The organism is Shewanella sp. YLB-07 (assembly GCF_009377275.1).
The window spans coordinates 568352-586133 of the sequence record NZ_VOQB01000002.1 but is presented as its reverse complement, the minus strand read 5'-3'; the positions used below and the strand labels follow the sequence as shown (position 1 = coordinate 586133).

General features: G+C 45.4%; 14 protein-coding genes. 7 read left to right on the top strand and 7 right to left on the bottom strand.

The features are described 5' to 3' along the window. Positions 1-16 precede the first annotated feature (16 nt). Positions 17-700, bottom strand: a complete 684-nt coding sequence (gene pspA, locus FS373_RS06425) for a phage shock protein PspA (RefSeq protein ID WP_144047267.1) — start codon at positions 698-700, stop codon at positions 17-19. A gap of 177 nt (positions 701-877) precedes the next feature. On the opposite strand from pspA, the gene pspF reads away from it, so the two are divergent. The 7 genes from pspF (at position 878) to fabV (ending at position 8777) form a co-directional block, all read left to right on the top strand. Further along, entirely contained in the window at positions 878-1948 is a 1071-nt protein-coding gene (pspF, locus tag FS373_RS06420) for a phage shock protein operon transcriptional activator (protein ID WP_144047268.1), read from the top strand. 85 nt (positions 1949-2033) lie between these two features. Continuing rightward, the gene (locus FS373_RS06415) at positions 2034-3671 is read left to right on the top strand and encodes an ABC transporter substrate-binding protein (RefSeq protein WP_144047269.1); all 1638 of its coding nucleotides are present in this window, start codon (positions 2034-2036) and stop codon (positions 3669-3671) included. Continuing rightward, positions 3671-4702: an ABC transporter permease gene (locus tag FS373_RS06410; RefSeq protein WP_144047270.1), complete on the top strand. Its 1032-nt coding sequence runs from the start codon at positions 3671-3673 to the stop codon at positions 4700-4702. The genes FS373_RS06415 and FS373_RS06410 overlap by 1 nt, the downstream gene beginning before the upstream one ends. Next, positions 4689-5579: an ABC transporter permease subunit gene (locus FS373_RS06405; RefSeq protein WP_144047271.1), complete on the top strand. Its 891-nt coding sequence runs from the start codon at positions 4689-4691 to the stop codon at positions 5577-5579. Before FS373_RS06410 ends, FS373_RS06405 begins: the two co-directional genes overlap by 14 nt. A gap of 15 nt (positions 5580-5594) precedes the next feature. Then, positions 5595-6608, top strand: a complete 1014-nt coding sequence (locus FS373_RS06400) for an oligopeptide/dipeptide ABC transporter ATP-binding protein (RefSeq protein ID WP_144047272.1) — start codon at positions 5595-5597, stop codon at positions 6606-6608. Next, positions 6583-7395 carry an ATP-binding cassette domain-containing protein gene (locus FS373_RS06395; protein ID WP_144047273.1) on the top strand — a complete coding sequence of 271 codons (813 nt, stop codon included), beginning with the start codon at positions 6583-6585 and terminating at the stop codon, positions 7393-7395. The genes FS373_RS06400 and FS373_RS06395 overlap by 26 nt, the downstream gene beginning before the upstream one ends. A gap of 179 nt (positions 7396-7574) precedes the next feature. Beyond that, positions 7575-8777, top strand: coding sequence for an enoyl-ACP reductase FabV (fabV, locus tag FS373_RS06390; RefSeq protein WP_144047274.1), 1203 nt, complete (start codon positions 7575-7577; stop codon positions 8775-8777). Positions 8778-9117: 340 nt separating this feature from the next. Here fabV and FS373_RS06385 read toward each other — a convergent pair whose 3' ends face one another. The 6 genes from FS373_RS06385 to tig all read right to left on the bottom strand — a co-directional run bounded on the left by FS373_RS06385 (position 9118) and on the right by tig (position 17576). Then, the gene (locus FS373_RS06385; RefSeq protein ID WP_144047275.1) at positions 9118-10983 is read right to left on the bottom strand and encodes a SurA N-terminal domain-containing protein; all 1866 of its coding nucleotides are present in this window, start codon (positions 10981-10983) and stop codon (positions 9118-9120) included. A gap of 189 nt (positions 10984-11172) precedes the next feature. Further along, entirely contained in the window at positions 11173-11445 is a 273-nt protein-coding gene (locus FS373_RS06380; RefSeq protein ID WP_013052264.1) for an HU family DNA-binding protein, read from the bottom strand. 258 nt (positions 11446-11703) lie between these two features. Beyond that, the gene (gene lon, locus FS373_RS06375; RefSeq protein ID WP_144047276.1) at positions 11704-14061 is read right to left on the bottom strand and encodes an endopeptidase La; all 2358 of its coding nucleotides are present in this window, start codon (positions 14059-14061) and stop codon (positions 11704-11706) included. A 149-nt stretch (positions 14062-14210) separates the two neighbouring features. Next, positions 14211-15488, bottom strand: a complete 1278-nt coding sequence (gene clpX / locus FS373_RS06370; protein WP_144047277.1) for an ATP-dependent protease ATP-binding subunit ClpX — start codon at positions 15486-15488, stop codon at positions 14211-14213. 81 nt (positions 15489-15569) lie between these two features. Beyond that, entirely contained in the window at positions 15570-16181 is a 612-nt protein-coding gene (clpP, locus tag FS373_RS06365; RefSeq protein ID WP_144047278.1) for an ATP-dependent Clp endopeptidase proteolytic subunit ClpP, read from the bottom strand. A 90-nt stretch (positions 16182-16271) separates the two neighbouring features. Then, positions 16272-17576, bottom strand: a complete 1305-nt coding sequence (tig, locus tag FS373_RS06360; RefSeq protein ID WP_144047279.1) for a trigger factor — start codon at positions 17574-17576, stop codon at positions 16272-16274. Positions 17577-17782 lie beyond the last annotated feature (206 nt).

The following is a 17782-nucleotide window of genomic DNA, read 5'->3' as shown; positions in this document are numbered from 1 at the left end:
CACCTCTGAATTGTAATTATTTGGCTTTAGTCTTTGCCTTGCTGCTCTTTATTTTGGCTTTTAATGCCTCAAGCTCGGCATTGACAGAGTCTTCAGCTTCCAGTGCTGCAAACTCATCACTTAAACTTTTCTTATTGCCCAGGTCATAGGCATCGACTTGTGACTCGAGTCCCTCTACACGACGCTCATACTGCTCAAACTTACTCATAGCGTTATCTATCTTGCTAGAATCAAGTTGCTTCTTCACTTCTAAACGTGAAGATGCTGTTTGCTTACGCATAATGATGGTCTTTTGACGAGCCTTGGCATCGGCCAGCTTCTGCTGCAGCAAGTTAACCTCCTCTTTTAAGCGAGTAATCTGCTCTTCAACAACCACAAGTTCATGAGTCAAGGTATCGGCAAGCTCACTCGCCTTCTGTTTTTCAACCAGAGCAGCTTTAGCAAGGTCTTCACGGTCTTTCGACAATGCAAGCTCGGCTTTTCCTTCCCAGTCGTGGACCTGCTCCTGCACCTTAGTGATGCGACGGATTATCTCCTTCTTCTCTGCTAATACTTTGGCCGATGTAGAACGAACCTCTACTAAGGTGTCTTCCATCTCTTGAATAATCAAGCGAACCATTTTTTCTGGATCTTCGGCTTTATCCAGTAATGAAGAGATATTTGAATTAATGATATCTGCGAAGCGAGAGAAAATTCCCATAATGCTGTCCTTAAATTAACGTTGGTTTCGTAGATATTAATCCACTTTCTGTGCCAACTTTTCATATTTCATAAAATACAGTAACTTAACCAATATATTAACTTTTTCTTTCTTTTAATAACAGAGGGTCTTATTATTATTTTCACCAACTATTAGCGTTAAAGACTAAAACTTACTGTGGCAAATCAATTTCAGCAAGATAATCTTATCGGTCAATCAAATGCGCTCCTCGAAGTATTGGAGCATGTTTCACAGATCGCACCTCTGTCTAAGCCCGTCCTTATTATTGGCGAACGTGGTACAGGTAAGGAGCTCATTGCAGAACGCCTCCATTTCCTGTCCACACGTTGGGATCAAAGCTTTATTAAACTTAATTGTTCTTCACTGAGTGAAAACTTACTCGAAAGTGAGCTCTTTGGCCATGATGCCGGTGCTTTTACTGGCGCAAATAAAAAGCATGAGGGTCGATTTGAGCGCGCCGATGGCGGTAGCTTGTTTCTCGATGAACTCGCTAATACTTCTGGGCTGATCCAGGAAAAATTGCTTCGCGTAATAGAGTACGGTGAATTTGAGCGAGTAGGTGGCAGTAAAACAGTACGAACAGATGTCAGGTTAATCTGCGCGGCTAACGAAGATCTTCCCACCTTAGCCGAAGCCGGTGAATTTAGAGCCGATTTACTCGACAGATTGGCCTTTGATGTGATCACCTTGCCTCCTCTGCGTCACAGGCAGGAAGATATCATGACCTTAGCCGAATACTTTGCCATAGGAATGGCAAGGCAACTAAAGCATGAGCTATTTCCCGGCTTCAACCCCAGAGCGATACAACAACTGATGGATCATAACTGGCCGGGTAACATACGAGAGCTTAAAAACGTGGTGGAGAGAAGCGTCTATCGAAACCCTGACACCGAAACGCCTATTACCAATATCGTGGTCGACCCTTTTGCCTCCCCCTATCGCCCTACAACAAGAGTGAAGACACGCGAGAGACAACATCTGGCTAGCAACCAAGCTCCGGTTGCGAGCAGCGATGCAGTGTCATCGGACTCAGCTGAACTCAGCTGTGACCAAATAACCTTCCCCATTGATTTTAAAGAACATTGTGAAAGTTTGGAAGTCTCACTTCTAAAACAAGCATTAGAGGCGGGTCAATTTAATCAAAAGAAAACCGCCGAACTTTTAAACTTAAGTTATCACCAATTACGCGGCATTTTAAAAAAATACAACTTACTCGATAAAACTTAATACGCCTTAATAACATATGTTCATTGCTCATCGACGATCAGCACTGCTAAAATGGCCACCAAAGCCCTGAAAAATTGATCTGTCGATGAGAGTGCTGCTTAAGCGTCTATCTTTATACCCTACCATATCCTGCATCTGTGTTTTGCTTGCAGGTTGTGGCCCCAAGCTAGTCCCACCTGGGATAGTCTATTGCTCCGAGGGGAACCCTGAATCTTTCAATCCTCAACTGGTCACTTCAGGAACGACGGTGGATGCAACTTCACAGCAGATCTACAATGGGCTAGTGGATTACGATATAAGATCCGGCCAGATAGAACCCTCCTTAGCCACACATTGGCAACTCAGTGACGATGAATTAACTTACACCTTTCAATTACGAAGAGAAGTTAATTTTCATCACACCTCAAAATTTGCACCGACACGTCATTTCAATGCTGACGATGTGTTGTTCTCATTCAACAGGGTTATCGATTCATCCCACCCATTTCATCATATCTCCAAGACGGGATACCCGTTTTTTCAGAGCATAGGCTTCGATAAACAGATCGAATCAATTGAAAAACTGTCTGACTATGAAGTCGCCTTCCATCTAAAGCATAAAGATGCCTCTTTTCTCGCCAACTTAGCATCTGGGTTTGCCGTTATCTTGTCGGCCGAATATGCAGATACCTTGGTTGAAAAAGGTGAATCAGAAAAAATTGACCGAGAGCCCGTCGGCACTGGACCTTTTCAGCTGGTGAAATATGTCAAAAACGACTATATACGCTACCATCGTAATGAGGATTATTGGCGACGCTTACCCAGCGCAGAACTGTTAGTGTTTGATATCACTCCTAAGAGTACCACCAGACTGGCTAAACTCATCACAGGAGATTGCAGTGTCTCCGCCCTCCCAAAGGCTGGTGAGCTCTCGGTTGTTTTCGAACATGATGAACTAGAAGTAGATTCACTGCCTGGATTTAATGTCGCATTTTGGGCGTTTAATACTCAAAAAGCCCCCTTTAATGATGTCAGAGTACGCAGAGCCCTAGCCCACGCCGTAGACAGGGATAATATTCTCAGAGCGGTTTACCAGAAGACAGCTGTTGGCTCCACGGGCATGCTCCCGCCAATGTCCTGGGCATATTCGAAAAATCAAAGCCTGGTAGATTATAATCCCGAGAAAGCCAGACAACTCTTAAGAGAAGCAGGCATAAAAAATCTCGCTATCGATATCTGGGCCATGCCCGTCGCGCGTATATACAACCCTAACGCTCATAAAACGGCTGAACTCATTCAGGCGGACCTGGCTGACATCGGCGTTAAGGTCAATATCGTTAGCTATGATTGGAGTGTATTCAACCAGAAATTAAGTCAAAGGAGCTACGACTCTGTGCTTATAGGTTGGAATGCCGATAACAGCGATCCAGACAACTTCTTTACTCCGATCCTCAGCTGCGCATCCGTACTGTCGAACAGTAATCGCTCCCGTTGGTGTAACCCAAAATTCGATGAGATTCTCTTTAAAGCAAAATCAATCACTTCAAAAAAAGAACGTAAAGCCCTCTACCAAGAGGCCGAGGCTCTATTTGCACAAGAGCTACCTATGCTGCCCTTTGCCCATGCGACCCGACTTATTTTGAAGAAAAAAGGAATAGATAATAGCCAGCTCACTCCATTTGGTGGAATATCCTTTAATGCCGATCGCCATAGGGATATGATGACTATTGAGGAGGTAAGATAATGGCTCGATATCTGTTACGTAGAATGAATCTGTTTGTGGCCACATCCTTGGTACTACTCGCGGTGCTGTTTATCGCCACACACCACTTCCCAGTCGAGATACGGTTTTCGCTGACCGGCATACATGCGCCAACAGTCGAACAGATCGCACAAATCGATCAAGATTATCGACTCGAGAGCAACCAATTCGGCCAATTTATTGGATATCTTCAGCAAAGGTTAACGGGTAATTTGGGGATTTCAGCTACATCACAGCAACCAGTGACAGATGAGCTAGCGGCAGTATTACCCGCCTCATTCGAACTGGCTATTGTCGCTGCAATGTTAGCACTGCTTTTCGGTATACCCCTTGGCGTTTTGGCGTCGATGAGTAAAAACAAGATCACCCAACACACCATAATGACCATCACCTTAACTGGATATTCTATTCCTGTTTTTTGGCTGGGTTTAACCTTATCACTCTGGTTTGGTGTACAACTGGGCTGGTTGCCCATCTCTGGTCAGCTAAACTTGCTCTATGAAATTGCCCCTGTCACAGGATTTGTGCTGATTGACACGCTTGTTTCAGATTCACCCTATGCAGACTCAGCCTTTATCGATGCCCTGCAGCACATCATATTGCCCGCTGTTACACTGGCCGTACTCCCATTCACTGTGGTGCTGAGAAGCACACGCTCGGCGATCATATCCATCATGGATAAGACCTACATTAAGGCGGCAGAGGCCAGAGGCCTACATACCAGTCACATAGTGTTACGTCATGCCCTTCCCAACGCCTTGATACCTGTGCTGAAAAATCTAGGTCTCATGTTAGGCACATTCGCCAGCTATGCCATGGTTGTTGAAGTCATCTTCTCATGGCCAGGTGTAGGAGCCTGGTTAGTCTCGGGCATCTATCAAAGGGATTACACAGTAATCCAAGGCGGTGTGTTAGCAGTTGCCTTGATCATCATATTTTTAAGTATCATGATTGAAGTCCTTCATACGGCAATCAACCCCCTAAGCAGGAAAGAGCTTTATGCCGCAAATTAAGATCTATCAGGAAGATGAGATACCCTCTCCAATGCGCAGATTCTGGCATGCTTTTTCAGATAATCCGTTCGCTTTTGCTGGATTATGGACTGTGATTTGTTTCTTATTGCTGGCCCTATTTGGTCCGCTTATCGCCCCCTATGCTCCGGAGCAGCAAGATCCACACGCACTCTTGTTGGCACCATCCTGGGATGCAGCCGGAACAGTAGAGCACTTCCTTGGTACCGACGATTTAGGTCGCGATATTTTCAGTCGCCTGCTCCATGGCGCTCACTTAACCTTCGGTATGGCCTTAGGCATAGTCCTCGCATCATTGATTCTCGGTTTTATTATCGGTTCAATCTCAGGCATGATGAAAGGGCTAAAATCAAGTATTCTCAGTCACCTGCTCGATGCCTTGTTGTCAATCCCCTCTCTGCTAATGGCGATATTAGTAGTCGCAGTGATGGGACCGGGATTAGAAAACGTTTTTTGGGCCGTGGGCATTGCGCTTACGCCTCAGTTTGTCCGTGCCATTCATCAAGCCATTCATGAAGAGTTGCAAAAAGAGTATGTCACAGCGGCAAAACTCGATGGTGCGAATCAGTTTCAAATTTTCTGGTATGTCATCATGCCAAATATATGGGACACATTAATCATACAAACCACCTTAGGGATCTCGGCAGCCATTTTAGATATCGCCGCGCTGGGCTTCTTAAACTTAGGCGCACAAGCCCCGAGCCCTGAATGGGGCGCCATGGTATCCCAGGGAATGGATAACCTGTTAACCGCCCCATGGACTGTGACGATACCCGGCATTGCCATCTTGTGCTGTGTCCTAGCCATTAACTTAGTCGGTGACGGCTTACGATCTGCACTGTCGCCGATCAATAATTAATGTTGATACCTGATTATGCCTTTACTCGATATTCGTAACCTCACCATTGAACTAGACACCCCTCACGGGCGCGTCAAGGCACTGGATAGAGTCAGCTTAACCATCAACCCGGCTGAAATTCACGGCTTAGTTGGAGAGTCCGGTTCTGGCCGCAGCTTATTAGCTCGAGCTATCTTAGGGATTCCAGGCCATAACTGGACGATCAAGGCCGATCGCATGTTGTGGGATGGACACAATCTGTTAGAGATGAGTTCGAAGCAGCGACGCAACCTGATGGGAAGCGAAATGGCCATGATATTTCAAGACCCATCCAGCAGCCTAGATCCTGTTATTTGTGTCGGCACTCAGCTTGTTGAAGCTATGCCAGAAAATAAAAAACTGCCTTTCTGGCGACGCAACGCAGATAAAAGGAAGACCGCCAAAAAATGGCTGCATAAGGTTGGCATCAAGGACACACAAAAAGTCATGGCCAGTTATGCCTGGGAGCTATCCGAAGGCGAGTGTCAAAAGGTGATGATAGCCATGGCTATTGCCAACCAACCTAGGCTATTAATAGCCGATGAGCCAACCAATTCCATGGAGATGGACACACAGGCGCAGATCTTTCGCCTGCTGACTAAATTAAACCAGCTACAGGATGTATCCATTCTGTTGATCAGTCATGAGCTCGAGACCTTATCAATCTGGTGTGATCAACTGTCGGTAATGTATTGTGGACAAATCATGGAGTCAGGCCCTACGGCTGAAATTTTAGCCCATCCTTATCATCCATACACTAAAACACTGCTTAATAATATTCCGGACCACACGGGACAAATCGCTCACAAATCGATCATGCGCACACTACCAGGCTCAGCACCTGCACTGCAACATCTTCCCATAGGTTGCCGACTCGGTCCAAGGTGCCCACGCGCCGAAAAGAAATGCGTGATCCGTCCTAATTTAAGTCATAAAAAAAATCGCTATTTTGCCTGTCATTTCCCTTACCAAGAAGAAACATGTAATGAAGACACCACTGCTTCAAGTTAACAACCTAAGTAAGCGTTTCTATGCAGGCTACAAAGGGTTTAAACGTGAGTATAATCAAGCTTTGTCTCCGGTCTCCTTTGAGCTCAATACTGGTGAAACCTTAGCGATTGTTGGCGAAGCTGGTTCGGGAAAGAGCACCCTGGCAAGGATACTCGTTGGCGCCGAAGTCCGCAGTAGTGGCGAGATTTATTTCGAAGGTGAAGCGCTGGAAAAAAGAAACCTAAAGCAGAGATGTAAACTCATCAGGATGATTTTTCAAGACCCCAACACATCACTGAATCCTAAATTGACAATCGGGGATTTACTCGATGAACCACTCAAGTTTAATACCAAACTCGATGCCAGACAGCGTAGAGCACAAGTCGTTGATAAACTCAGAAAGGTGGGTCTGTTACCCGAACACGCGGATTTCTATCCTCACATGATTTCAGAGGGGATGAAGCAACGCGTTGCCGTTGCCCGTGCGCTGATGTTGGACCCCAAAATAATCATAGCGGATGAAGCGCTCACCGCCCTTGACCTTTCGGTCCGATCGCAAATTCTCAACTTACTGTTAAAACTTCAAAAAGAGATGGGATTGTCTTATATTTTCGTGTCGCATAACCTCAGCATCATTCGTCACTTTAGCGATAAGGTGATGGTGCTTCATCATGGGGAGATGGTTGAGAAAGCGACAACAGAAGAATTATTCAATGCACCAAAACATGAATATACTCAACGTCTGATCCAGGAGCTAACTCTGTTTAGTCAGAAACGACACAACAGGACACTCAAGAAGCATGGTTAACCCATAGGGTATAGTCAGTTCATCCATGCTTAACCATCAAGATTAACCGTCTTAAACGATATTTAAATCCAGTAAACTGCTCTTACCACTGGCCATTTTTAAAGAAAATCAGGAATAATCAGTGCCATTTGGCTCTTGATTAATTATCCTATCGTCACTTTTTAAAGAGAAGCTGAAACATGATAATCAAACCTAAAACACGTGGCTTTATATGCACCACTACTCATCCTGTTGGTTGTGAAGCTAATGTACTCGAACAGATCAATATCACTAAGGCAAAGGGAAGCTTAAAAAACGGCCCTAAGAAAGTTTTAGTTATCGGCTCTTCAAGTGGATATGGTCTATCTTCTCGTATTGCTGCCGCCTTCGGCAGTGGCGCAGCCACTCTAGGTATCTTCTTCGAAAAACCAGGGACTGAAAGAAAGTCAGGCACTGCCGGCTGGTATAACTCTGCAGCCTTCGATAGGTTTGCCAAAGCCGATGGTTTGTACTCTAAGAGCCTCAATGGTGATGCATTCAGTCATGAAGCTAAACAAAAAGCCATCGACATTATTAAAGCCGACTTGGGCCAAGTCGATATGGTGGTCTACTCTTTAGCCTCTCCAGTGCGTAAATTACCCGATTCGGGTGAGCTTATCCGCTCAGCGCTCAAGCCTATTGGCGAGACGTATACCGCTACCGCAGTAGACACTAATAAAGATCTTATTATCGAGACCAGTGTAGAGCCTGCCAGCGAGCAAGAGATCCAAGACACAGTGACAGTCATGGGTGGTGAAGACTGGGAGCTGTGGCTAGCAGCGTTATCTGAGGCTGGGGTACTGGCCGATGGTTGCAAGACCGTCGCCTATAGCTATATCGGCACAGAATTGACTTGGCCTATCTACTGGCATGGCGCCCTGGGTAAAGCCAAAATGGATCTTGACCGCGCGGCTAAAGCATTAGATGAGAAATTATCTATCACAGGTGGTAGCGCAAATGTCGCCGTACTTAAGAGCGTAGTCACTCAAGCCAGCTCGGCTATTCCGGTCATGCCTCTATATATCGCCATGGTATTTAAAAAGATGCGCGAAGAAGGCCTACATGAAGGCTGTATGGAACAGATCAACCGCATGTTCACTGAGCGTCTGTATCGTGAAGATGGTGAGGCGCCACAAGTTGATGACGCTAACCGCTTACGTCTCGATGACTGGGAGCTAAGAGAAGAGATCCAGCAGCATTGTCGCGAACAATGGCCATTAGTCACCACTGAAAACTTGGCTGAGCTTACCGATTACCGTGAGTATAAGGATGAATTCCTCAAGCTATTCGGCTTCGGTATTGAGTCTGTGGATTATGAACTAGATGTTAATCCAGAAGTTAACTTCGACGTCGAACAGATTTAGACAAATACTTATGGGGTGTTTGTCATCCCAAATAAGTTAAGTCTTTAAAAAATGCATCACTTTGAAGTGATGCATTTTTTTTACTTAAATTGGCTGTGCCTATAGGTTCTAGGTTCTAGGTTCTAAAAAGCATAAATTTTCTGACTGCCATGAATGAATGGAACATTTATGGCCAGACATAAATACCAGCCCTATTCCATCCATGGGGGTTGGCATAAATCTTCCAGACATAACGAAGATTTATACCCATCCCTAGTAAATCTTCATAAGTGTTCCGGACATAAAAAAGGTCAGCTGATGCTGACCTTTAATTTAAGTGAGTAAACTCACAATGCGTTCATTACTGCGTAGAGCTGTATACCACATCGCCTTTGGCTTTTAATGTCGCAATCAGTGCGCGGTAATCACCTTCACTGTATTGTGCGCTCAGACGTTGTTCAAGAGCACCCAGTAAGTTGTCATCGATACCTTCAGCAAGATTAACCTTGTCTAGCACGATAACGGCATAACCATTGGCAAGCGCCACTGTATCGACAACGGCTGAATCAGCAGGTTGAGCCATCTGGAATGCTTTGCTGGTGATAGAGGCATCGATACCTTGTTCGAAACGTCCAAGTTTTGCCTTAGTTACAAACTCAGTGCTCGACTCGGCGTCAGGGAAAGCACTCATTAAGGTTTGAGCCTTCTCACGAGCCACTTCATTAGCTTGCTCCTGCTTCAAACGCTCAACAATACCGGCTTTTACCTTAGCGAAATCGACAGTACCCGCAGTAGTGTGAGACTTGATGCGGATAACCATGGCATGGTTAGCGTCTATCTCAATCACATCGCTGTTCATTCCATCTAGCAATACGTTGGTAGAAAAAGCCGCCTTCAACACATCTGGGTTATCGAACGGTGCCGGTGCATTAGAGCGAGTAAACACGGGTGAAGTCATGACTTCAACTCCAAGCTCACTCGCAGCTTCACTCAAGGTATCAGGCACTTCATAGGTCACATCGGCAAGTGTCTGCTGCAAACCATAATAAGTGTCGACCGCTGCCTTATCTTTCAGCTGAGCAATAATCTTATCTTTAACATCAGCAAAAGGTGCTTCGGCCCCTGGCTGGACGTCGAGTAGCTTGATGATATGATAACCAAAGCTTGTCTTCACCACAGTCGAATATGAACCTTTTGACAGTGAATAAAGCACATCATCGAAAGCTGGCTCCATGACGCCTTGTTCAAACCAATCTAATTGACCACCCTGCTCGCCACTGAAAGTGTCTTCAGACTCAGTTTTGGCAAGTTCAGCAAAATCTTCACCAGCTTGGAGCTTGGAATAGATAGCTTCGGCCTTAGCTTTTGATGCTGACTCATCATCGCCAAGGTTAACGAGAATATGTGCAGCAAGGCGTTTCTCAGCCTTTAGATACTGCTGCTTATTCTCATCATAATAGGCTTGAGCCTCTGCATCGGTCACTGCCACATCGTTAGCCATATCAGTAGCATTAAGCTCAATGTATTCGAGACTCATAGTCTCAGGACTCATGAATTGTGCAAGATTCGCATCAAAAAATGCTTGCGCCTGTTCATCAGTCACTTCAGCATCGGCTACAAATGGGCTTGCATCTACAATATGATAACGAATATCGCGGGTCTGCCCCTGAATACCTGCCAAATAACTGGTTTCACCAGGAAGCACAAATTCAGAACCGACCAGAGAAGCAACAAGCTGACGGCGGGTCATATCGGTCCGCATCATATTCCTGAACGTATTCGCCTGATAGCCTAACTGACGCAAAATGGCCAGATAACGGTCGTTATCGAATTGACCATCGGTCTGAAATGCAGGCTCAGTCATGATGGCATTCTTAATCTGCTGATCTGATACTCGCAAACCAAGTTCAGTGGCGGTTTGATCGAGTAACTTTTCTGCGACCAAACGTTCTAACACGCTTTGCTTTACACTTGCCAGATAAGTATCATCTGCGGCTAGCGCTTGGAACATTTCACCCAGTTGCTGCTCTAATCGAGCACGTTCACTTTGGTAGGCTTGTTCCAAGGCTGACTCACTGATATCTTCACCATTAACAGTGGCAGCTGCTGCCTCTGTCGATGATCCTAAGTAACTACTTACACCAGTAAATGCAAAGGAAAGTATTACTAGAACCAGAATGCTTTTTGCAATCACGCCCTGTGAGCCTTCGCGAATCTTCTCTAACATCTGTTCTCTCGCTCGTTGCGATTAAAAAATAAAAAGGCGCATCACGTTTGAGATGCGCCTTTTCGTAAACTTGAGGTCATTAGCAACCTATGCTACTGAATGCCTGTCATACTCATTATTCGTAAAAGCACCGCTAAAGCAGTGCTTGTATCTTACGAAACTCTTTTAAAAAGAGTGGTAAAACGGATCTTAGTTTACAGCGTCTTTTAGAGCTTTACCTGCTTTGAATGCAGGAATGTTTGCTGCAGCAATCTTGATCTCTGCACCCGTCTGTGGGTTGCGACCAGTACGCTCAGCACGTTGACGCACTTCAAAAGTACCAAAACCAACAAGAGAAATCTTATCGCCATCTTTAAGGCCGTCAGTGACTGCGCCGATGAAAGAATCTAATGCACGGCCAGCAGCCGCTTTAGAAATGTCAGCACCAGAAGCGATTTTCTCGATTAGTTCAGATTTGTTCATGTCATCCCCTTGAATGTAATTTTTGCACCGCAACCAAATCCTTTGCTAGAGCGGTCTGCGGTGGCTTTTATAACAAGCTTGAATTTAAAACTCAAGCTCAGTAGGAAAAGCAAGATAAATATAATTGGAAATAGCTCAAAACCAGTAGCCATAAGGGCTTGAGAAGAATGGGCTATCCACCAACCTAGGCTACCACAGCTAGCGAGTTTAAAAAGCCCCTTTTTGCAATTTTTTTACTACAAAGGGGCAATTTTTGCGTTAACCCGTGTTTTTAACGACTTCGAAGCCTTCAATTGGTCGCTCTAGCGCCAATTTTAACACTTCATCGATCCAGCGCACCGGATAAATTTTCAAGTCGGCGACTACGTTTGCAGGGATCTCTTCCAAATCTCGTTCATTTTCCTTTGGAATCAACACGACTTTAGTTCCACCTCGGTGGGCAGCAAGCAACTTTTCCTTCAATCCACCGATAGGCAATACCTCACCACGTAGGGTGATTTCACCTGTCATGGCGACATCGGCACGTACAGGGTTCCCCGTTAGGCTAGAAACCAATGCGGTACACATAGCCGCACCAGCAGAAGGCCCATCTTTCGGTGTTGCCCCTTCTGGCACATGAACATGGATATCACGTTTCTCATAGAAATCAGGATTGATGCCTAACTGTTCTGCACGAGCTCTGACCACTGTCATCGCAGCTTGAATTGACTCCTGCATAACATCACCGAGTGAGCCTGTGTAACTTAGCTTACCTTTACCCGGTACCGAGGTGGCCTCAATAGTGAGCAAATCACCACCGACTTCAGTCCATGCCAACCCAGTCACTTGACCGATCTGGTTATTGGACTCTGCTTTACCATAGTCACAACGCTGCACACCCAAAAATGATTTTAGGTTATCCTGATCCACGTCAACATGCTTAAGCGTCTTGTCGAGCAAGATACGCTTAACCACTTTACGACAGATTTTTGATAGTTCACGTTCAAGCGATCTCACACCCGCTTCACGTGTGTAATAACGAATGATACCTATGATGGCACTATCATGAACTGTCACTTCTTTGATTTTGAGGCCGTTACGTTCGATTTGCTTAGGCAACAAGTGTTGCTTAGCAATATTAAGTTTCTCATCTTCGGTGTAACCCGATAGACGAATGACTTCCATACGGTCAAGTAGTGGGCCAGGGATATTCATCGAATTCGAGGTCGCAACGAACATCACATCGGACAGATCGTAATCCACTTCTAAATAGTGATCACTAAAGGTCGAATTCTGCTCAGGATCTAGCACCTCTAACAGAGCCGACGCTGGATCGCCACGCATATCGCTGCTCATCTTATCTATCTCATCGAGCAGGAACAGCGGATTTTTAACCCCTACTTTAGACATTTTCTGGATGACTTTGCCCGGCATAGAGCCAATATAAGTACGACGATGACCGCGGATCTCGGCCTCATCACGTACGCCACCCAAGGCGACACGAATATACTTGCGCCCGGTTGCCCTAGCAATCGACTGTCCTAATGAGGTTTTACCCACGCCTGGAGGTCCCACTAAACAAAGAATTGGACCTTTAAGCTGCTTGACTCGGCTCTGAACCGCCAAGTACTCTAAAATGCGTTCTTTGACTTTTTCCAAACCAAAATGATCAGCGTCTAACACATCTTGTGCCTTGGCCAAGTCACGTTTAATTTTAGAACGTTGACGCCAAGGAACCGAGATCATCCAATCGACATAGCTACGAACAACCGTAGCTTCAGCCGACATGGGCGACATCATCTTCAATTTATTGAGCTCAGCGATCGCCTTCTCTTTGGCTTCCTCCGGCATCTTAGCTTCTTCAATCTTCTTGGCTAAGGTTTCAAATTCATCGTGAGACTCATCGATGTCCCCCAACTCTTTTTGAATCGCCTTCATCTGCTCGTTGAGGTAATACTCGCGCTGACTCTTCTCCATCTGCTTCTTGACTCGAGAACGGATCCGCTTCTCAACCTGTAACAGATCAATTTCGGACTCCATCATGGCCATCAAATACTCGAGACGTTCGGCAACATCGACCATCTCAAGCACAGATTGCTTATCTTCGAGCTTAAGTGGCATATGGGCCGCCATGGTATCGGCAAGACGTGCGGCTTCTTCGATCCCCGACAGTGACGTTAACACCTCAGGTGGGATCTTCTTATTCAGCTTGATGTAGCCCTCAAACTGGCCAACGGCAGAACGAACCAACACCTCTTCCTCTTTCTCAACCATTGGCTCAGATTCCAGGTATTGAGCCGTGGCGACAAAGAAAGATTCCTCGTCTGAATATTTCTCGATGCGCGCGCGCTTACCACCTTCAACCAGTACTTTTACTGTGCCATCGGGTAACTTCAACAACTGTAAAATTGAAGCGACTGTACCCACTTCAAAAATGTCATCAATGCTTGGGTCATCGAGCTCAGCATCGCGCTGGGCAACCAGAATAATTTGTTTGTTTTGCTCCATCGCCGATTCCAGGCAACGAATAGATTTTTCCCGTCCTACGAATAACGGAATTACCATATGGGGATAAACCACCACATCTCTTAGTGGTAGTACGGGTAGTTCGATTCGCGCTTCACTCTCTTGTGTCATAGCTCGATTCCGTTTGATGATAATACTAATGATTATATTGGGATGAATTGATTGGTTTCAATGGCTAACAACAAATATATAAACTGAGCGAATAAAAAAGGAGCCATATGGGCTCCCTTTCAATTCTGATGAGTCTGTTTCTGAGAAACTTACTCTGCGCCTGCAGCCTTAGGCTCACTATTCTCATAGATGAGTATAGGGCTAGATTCACCTTTAACGACAGATTCATCTATCACAACTTTAGCAACATCATCTGAGGAAGGTAGGTCATACATGATATCGAGTAAGATACCTTCAACGATTGAGCGTAATCCACGAGCACCAGTCTTACGGGTCATCGCCTTAGCTGCAATGGCTTTGAGTGCATCAGCTCTGAACTCAAGCTCTACGCCTTCCATCTCAAACAGTGCTGCAAACTGTTTAGTCAAGGCGTTCTTAGGTTCAGACAAAATTTGCACCAAGGCCTCTTCATCGAGCTCTGCCAATGTCGACAGAACAGGAAGACGGCCGATAAACTCAGGGATCAGACCATATTTGACCAGATCTTCCGGCTCAACCTGCATCAGGATCTCAGAGATAGTGGCTTTATCATCTTCGCCCTTAATTTGAGCGCCAAAGCCAATACCACTGCCTTTATGGCTACGCTGCTCGATAACTTTCTCGAGACCAGAAAAGGCGCCACCACAAATGAACAGAATCTTAGAGGTGTCGACCTGTAAGAATTCTTGCTGAGGATGCTTACGTCCTCCCTGAGGTGGTACAGAAGCAACGGTGCCTTCTATCAGCTTGAGCAGTGCCTGTTGAACACCTTCACCGGACACATCGCGAGTGATCGATGGGTTATCAGACTTACGACTGATCTTATCTATCTCATCGATGTAGACAATACCGCGCTGCGCCTTCTCGACGTCGTAATCACATTTTTGTAGCAGCTTCTGAATGATATTCTCGACATCTTCACCTACATAACCAGCCTCGGTTAATGTGGTTGCATCGGCCATGGTAAATGGCACATCCAGAAAACGCGCAAATGTCTCGGCGAGTAATGTCTTACCGCTACCCGTTGGGCCAATCAGCAAGATATTACTCTTGCCGAGTTCGACACCATCTTTAGGACTCGAATTTTTTAATCGCTTATAGTGGTTATATACCGCGACAGACAGGACCTTCTTCGCCTTATCTTGCCCAATCACATAATCATCCAGATGAGCTCTTAACTCATGTGGTGTCGGTAATTTGTCCTGATCTTGCTTCGGTGAAATCTCTTTGATCTCTTCCCTAATAATATCGTTGCAGAGCTCAACACACTCATCACAAACATATACTGAAGGGCCAGCGATGAGTTTACGAACCTCATGTTGACTCTTTCCACAAAAAGAGCAGTACAGTAGTTTCCCACTGTCACCGGTACTTTTGTTGTCGCTCATTACACTACCTCTTGCGCAGTCTGCACTACTTAAATCTACTTATCGCCTTACTACTCAGCATAGCTCAGCCAAAGACAAAAATCAGCCCTGTTTACTCATCACTGAATCGACGATTCCATATTCTGCCGCTTGATTGGCACTCATGAAGTTATCACGATCCGTATCACGTTCAATCACTTCCAGTGGTTGGCCCGTGTGCTCAGCCAGCATCTGGTTTAACTTATCCTTGATGCCCAATATCTCCTGAGCATGAATGGCGATATCAGAGGCTTGCCCCTGAAAGCCACCCAATGGCTGATGGATCATCACTCTGGAGTTTGGCAAACAATGACGCTTACCTGCAGCGCCCCCAGCAAGAAGAAACGCCCCCATGCTAGCAGCTTGTCCAATACAGACTGTACTGACATCCGGCTTGATGAATTGCATAGTATCGTAGATCGCCATTCCGGCAGTAACAGAGCCGCCTGGAGAGTTAATATACAGGAAAATATCCTTATCAGGGCTCTCTGACTCCAAAAACAGTAATTGTGCGACGACAAGATTAGCCATATGCTCTTCAACTGGACCAACCAGGAAGATGATACGCTCTTTTAATAGGCGAGAATAGATATCGTACGAGCGTTCACCCTTGGCAGTTTGTTCAACTACCATAGGCACTAGTGCATTTAATACTGATTCTGGTGCATTTTGCATTATTTATAATCCCTAAATAAAAACGGCTCGCATGAGGAACCTCATACGAGCCATTATAAATGGTTAATCACCATTTAAGTCAAGCTAAGCTTAGCCTTGTTGTGTAGCCTTGTTCATAAATTCTTCAAAGTTAACTGCTTTTTCAGTCACTTTGGCAGTTTTTAACAAAGCTTCAACCGCTTGCTCTTCAAGAGCGACATTACGCATGTTCTGCATCATCTCTTGATTAGCCTTGTAATATTCAACAACTTCACTTGGATCTTCGTAAGCTGAAGCCATAGAAGCAATAAGCGCCTGAACACGTTCGTCTTCAGCTTTAAGCTCGTTAGTCTTGATCACTTCACCAAGTAGTAAGCCAACTTTTACGCGACGTTCTGCTTGCTCAGTGAATAGGTCTGCAGGTAGCTCAGGCATGTTAGCAGCTTGATCACCGAAACGCTGCATCGCTTGCTTACGCAATACTTCAACTTCGCCATCGATAAGCGACTTAGGCAGGCCGATTTCATTCTGCTCAAGTAGACCTTTAAGTACTTGCTCTTTAACACTGGCTTTAAGTGCTTGCTCAAGTTCACGACCCATGTTCTTGCTGATCTCAGCTTTAAGCGCTTCCAGACCACCTTCGGTCACACCGAATAGCTTAGCAAACTCATCGTTAACTTCAGGAAGGTTAGCCGCTTGAACTTCGTTCAATGTGATAATGAACTTAGCAACTTTACCTTTCAAGTTTTCAGCATGGTAATCTTCAGGGAAAGTGACATCGATATCGAACTCTTCACCCGCTTTATGACCTTCAACACCAGACTCGAAGCCAGGGATCATGCGGCCGCTACCAAGTTGTAGTTCGAAGTTTTCGGCTTTACCGCCTTCAAACTCTTCACCGTCAACTGAACCCACGAAGTTGATCATCGCCTTGTCGCCATCAGCAGCTTCACGCTCTACAGCTTCAAAAGTAGCGTGTTGCTTACGCAATGTTTCAATCATAGCGTCAACATCAGTATCTGTGACTTCAGCAGTTGGTTGCTCAACTACGATTGCATCAAGACCCTTTAGTTCTACTTCTGGGTAGATCTCGAAAGTCGCTACAAACTGGAAGTTATCGGTATCTGACTCACCAGGTATGAAAGTCGGTGCGCCAGCTGGGTTTAATTTCTCAGCAACAATAGCTTCAACGAAATTACGCTGCATCACTTCACCGGTGATATCTTGACGGATAGCCTTGCCATAACGCTTGTTAATGACACTAACTGGCACCTTACCTGGACGGAAACCAGGAAGACGAGCACGCTTTGCTTCGCTCTTTAATGCTTCATTAACGGTTTTTTCAATCTGCTCAGCAGGAACAGAAATAGTTAGGCGACGCTCTAGGCCTTGAGTTGTTTCAACAGAAACTTGCATTGTTTTACCTCGAAATAAGTCTTACATCCTTTGTAATAGTCGAATGATCAACTATTAAAGTATTCGTTTCTTGATCTTAAAATTTGACTAGAAAGCCCATCACAACTGAATTCCGGCTCTAATCACTCATAGTTGAGAATTATCAAGACGCGACATTATAGCCACGCTTTATCCCAGAGTCGACCTTAAAACACGAATTACAGGCG

Coding starts and splice junctions, on each gene's coding strand:
- FS373_RS06380 (WP_013052264.1), bottom strand. CDS start 11,445: ATGAACAAATCTGAACTAATCGAGAAAATCGCTTCTGGTGCTGACATT.
- clpX (WP_144047277.1), bottom strand. CDS start 15,488: ATGAGCGACAACAAAAGTACCGGTGACAGTGGGAAACTACTGTACTGC.
- tig (WP_144047279.1), bottom strand. CDS start 17,576: ATGCAAGTTTCTGTTGAAACAACTCAAGGCCTAGAGCGTCGCCTAACT.
- pspA (WP_144047267.1), bottom strand. CDS start 700: ATGGGAATTTTCTCTCGCTTCGCAGATATCATTAATTCAAATATCTCT.
- FS373_RS06410 (WP_144047270.1), top strand. CDS start 3,671: ATGGCTCGATATCTGTTACGTAGAATGAATCTGTTTGTGGCCACATCC.
- FS373_RS06400 (WP_144047272.1), top strand. CDS start 5,595: ATGCCTTTACTCGATATTCGTAACCTCACCATTGAACTAGACACCCCT.
- FS373_RS06385 (WP_144047275.1), bottom strand. CDS start 10,983: ATGTTAGAGAAGATTCGCGAAGGCTCACAGGGCGTGATTGCAAAAAGC.
- FS373_RS06405 (WP_144047271.1), top strand. CDS start 4,689: ATGCCGCAAATTAAGATCTATCAGGAAGATGAGATACCCTCTCCAATG.
- clpP (WP_144047278.1), bottom strand. CDS start 16,181: ATGCAAAATGCACCAGAATCAGTATTAAATGCACTAGTGCCTATGGTA.
- fabV (WP_144047274.1), top strand. CDS start 7,575: ATGATAATCAAACCTAAAACACGTGGCTTTATATGCACCACTACTCAT.
- FS373_RS06415 (WP_144047269.1), top strand. CDS start 2,034: ATGAGAGTGCTGCTTAAGCGTCTATCTTTATACCCTACCATATCCTGC.
- FS373_RS06395 (WP_144047273.1), top strand. CDS start 6,583: ATGAAGACACCACTGCTTCAAGTTAACAACCTAAGTAAGCGTTTCTAT.
- lon (WP_144047276.1), bottom strand. CDS start 14,061: ATGACACAAGAGAGTGAAGCGCGAATCGAACTACCCGTACTACCACTA.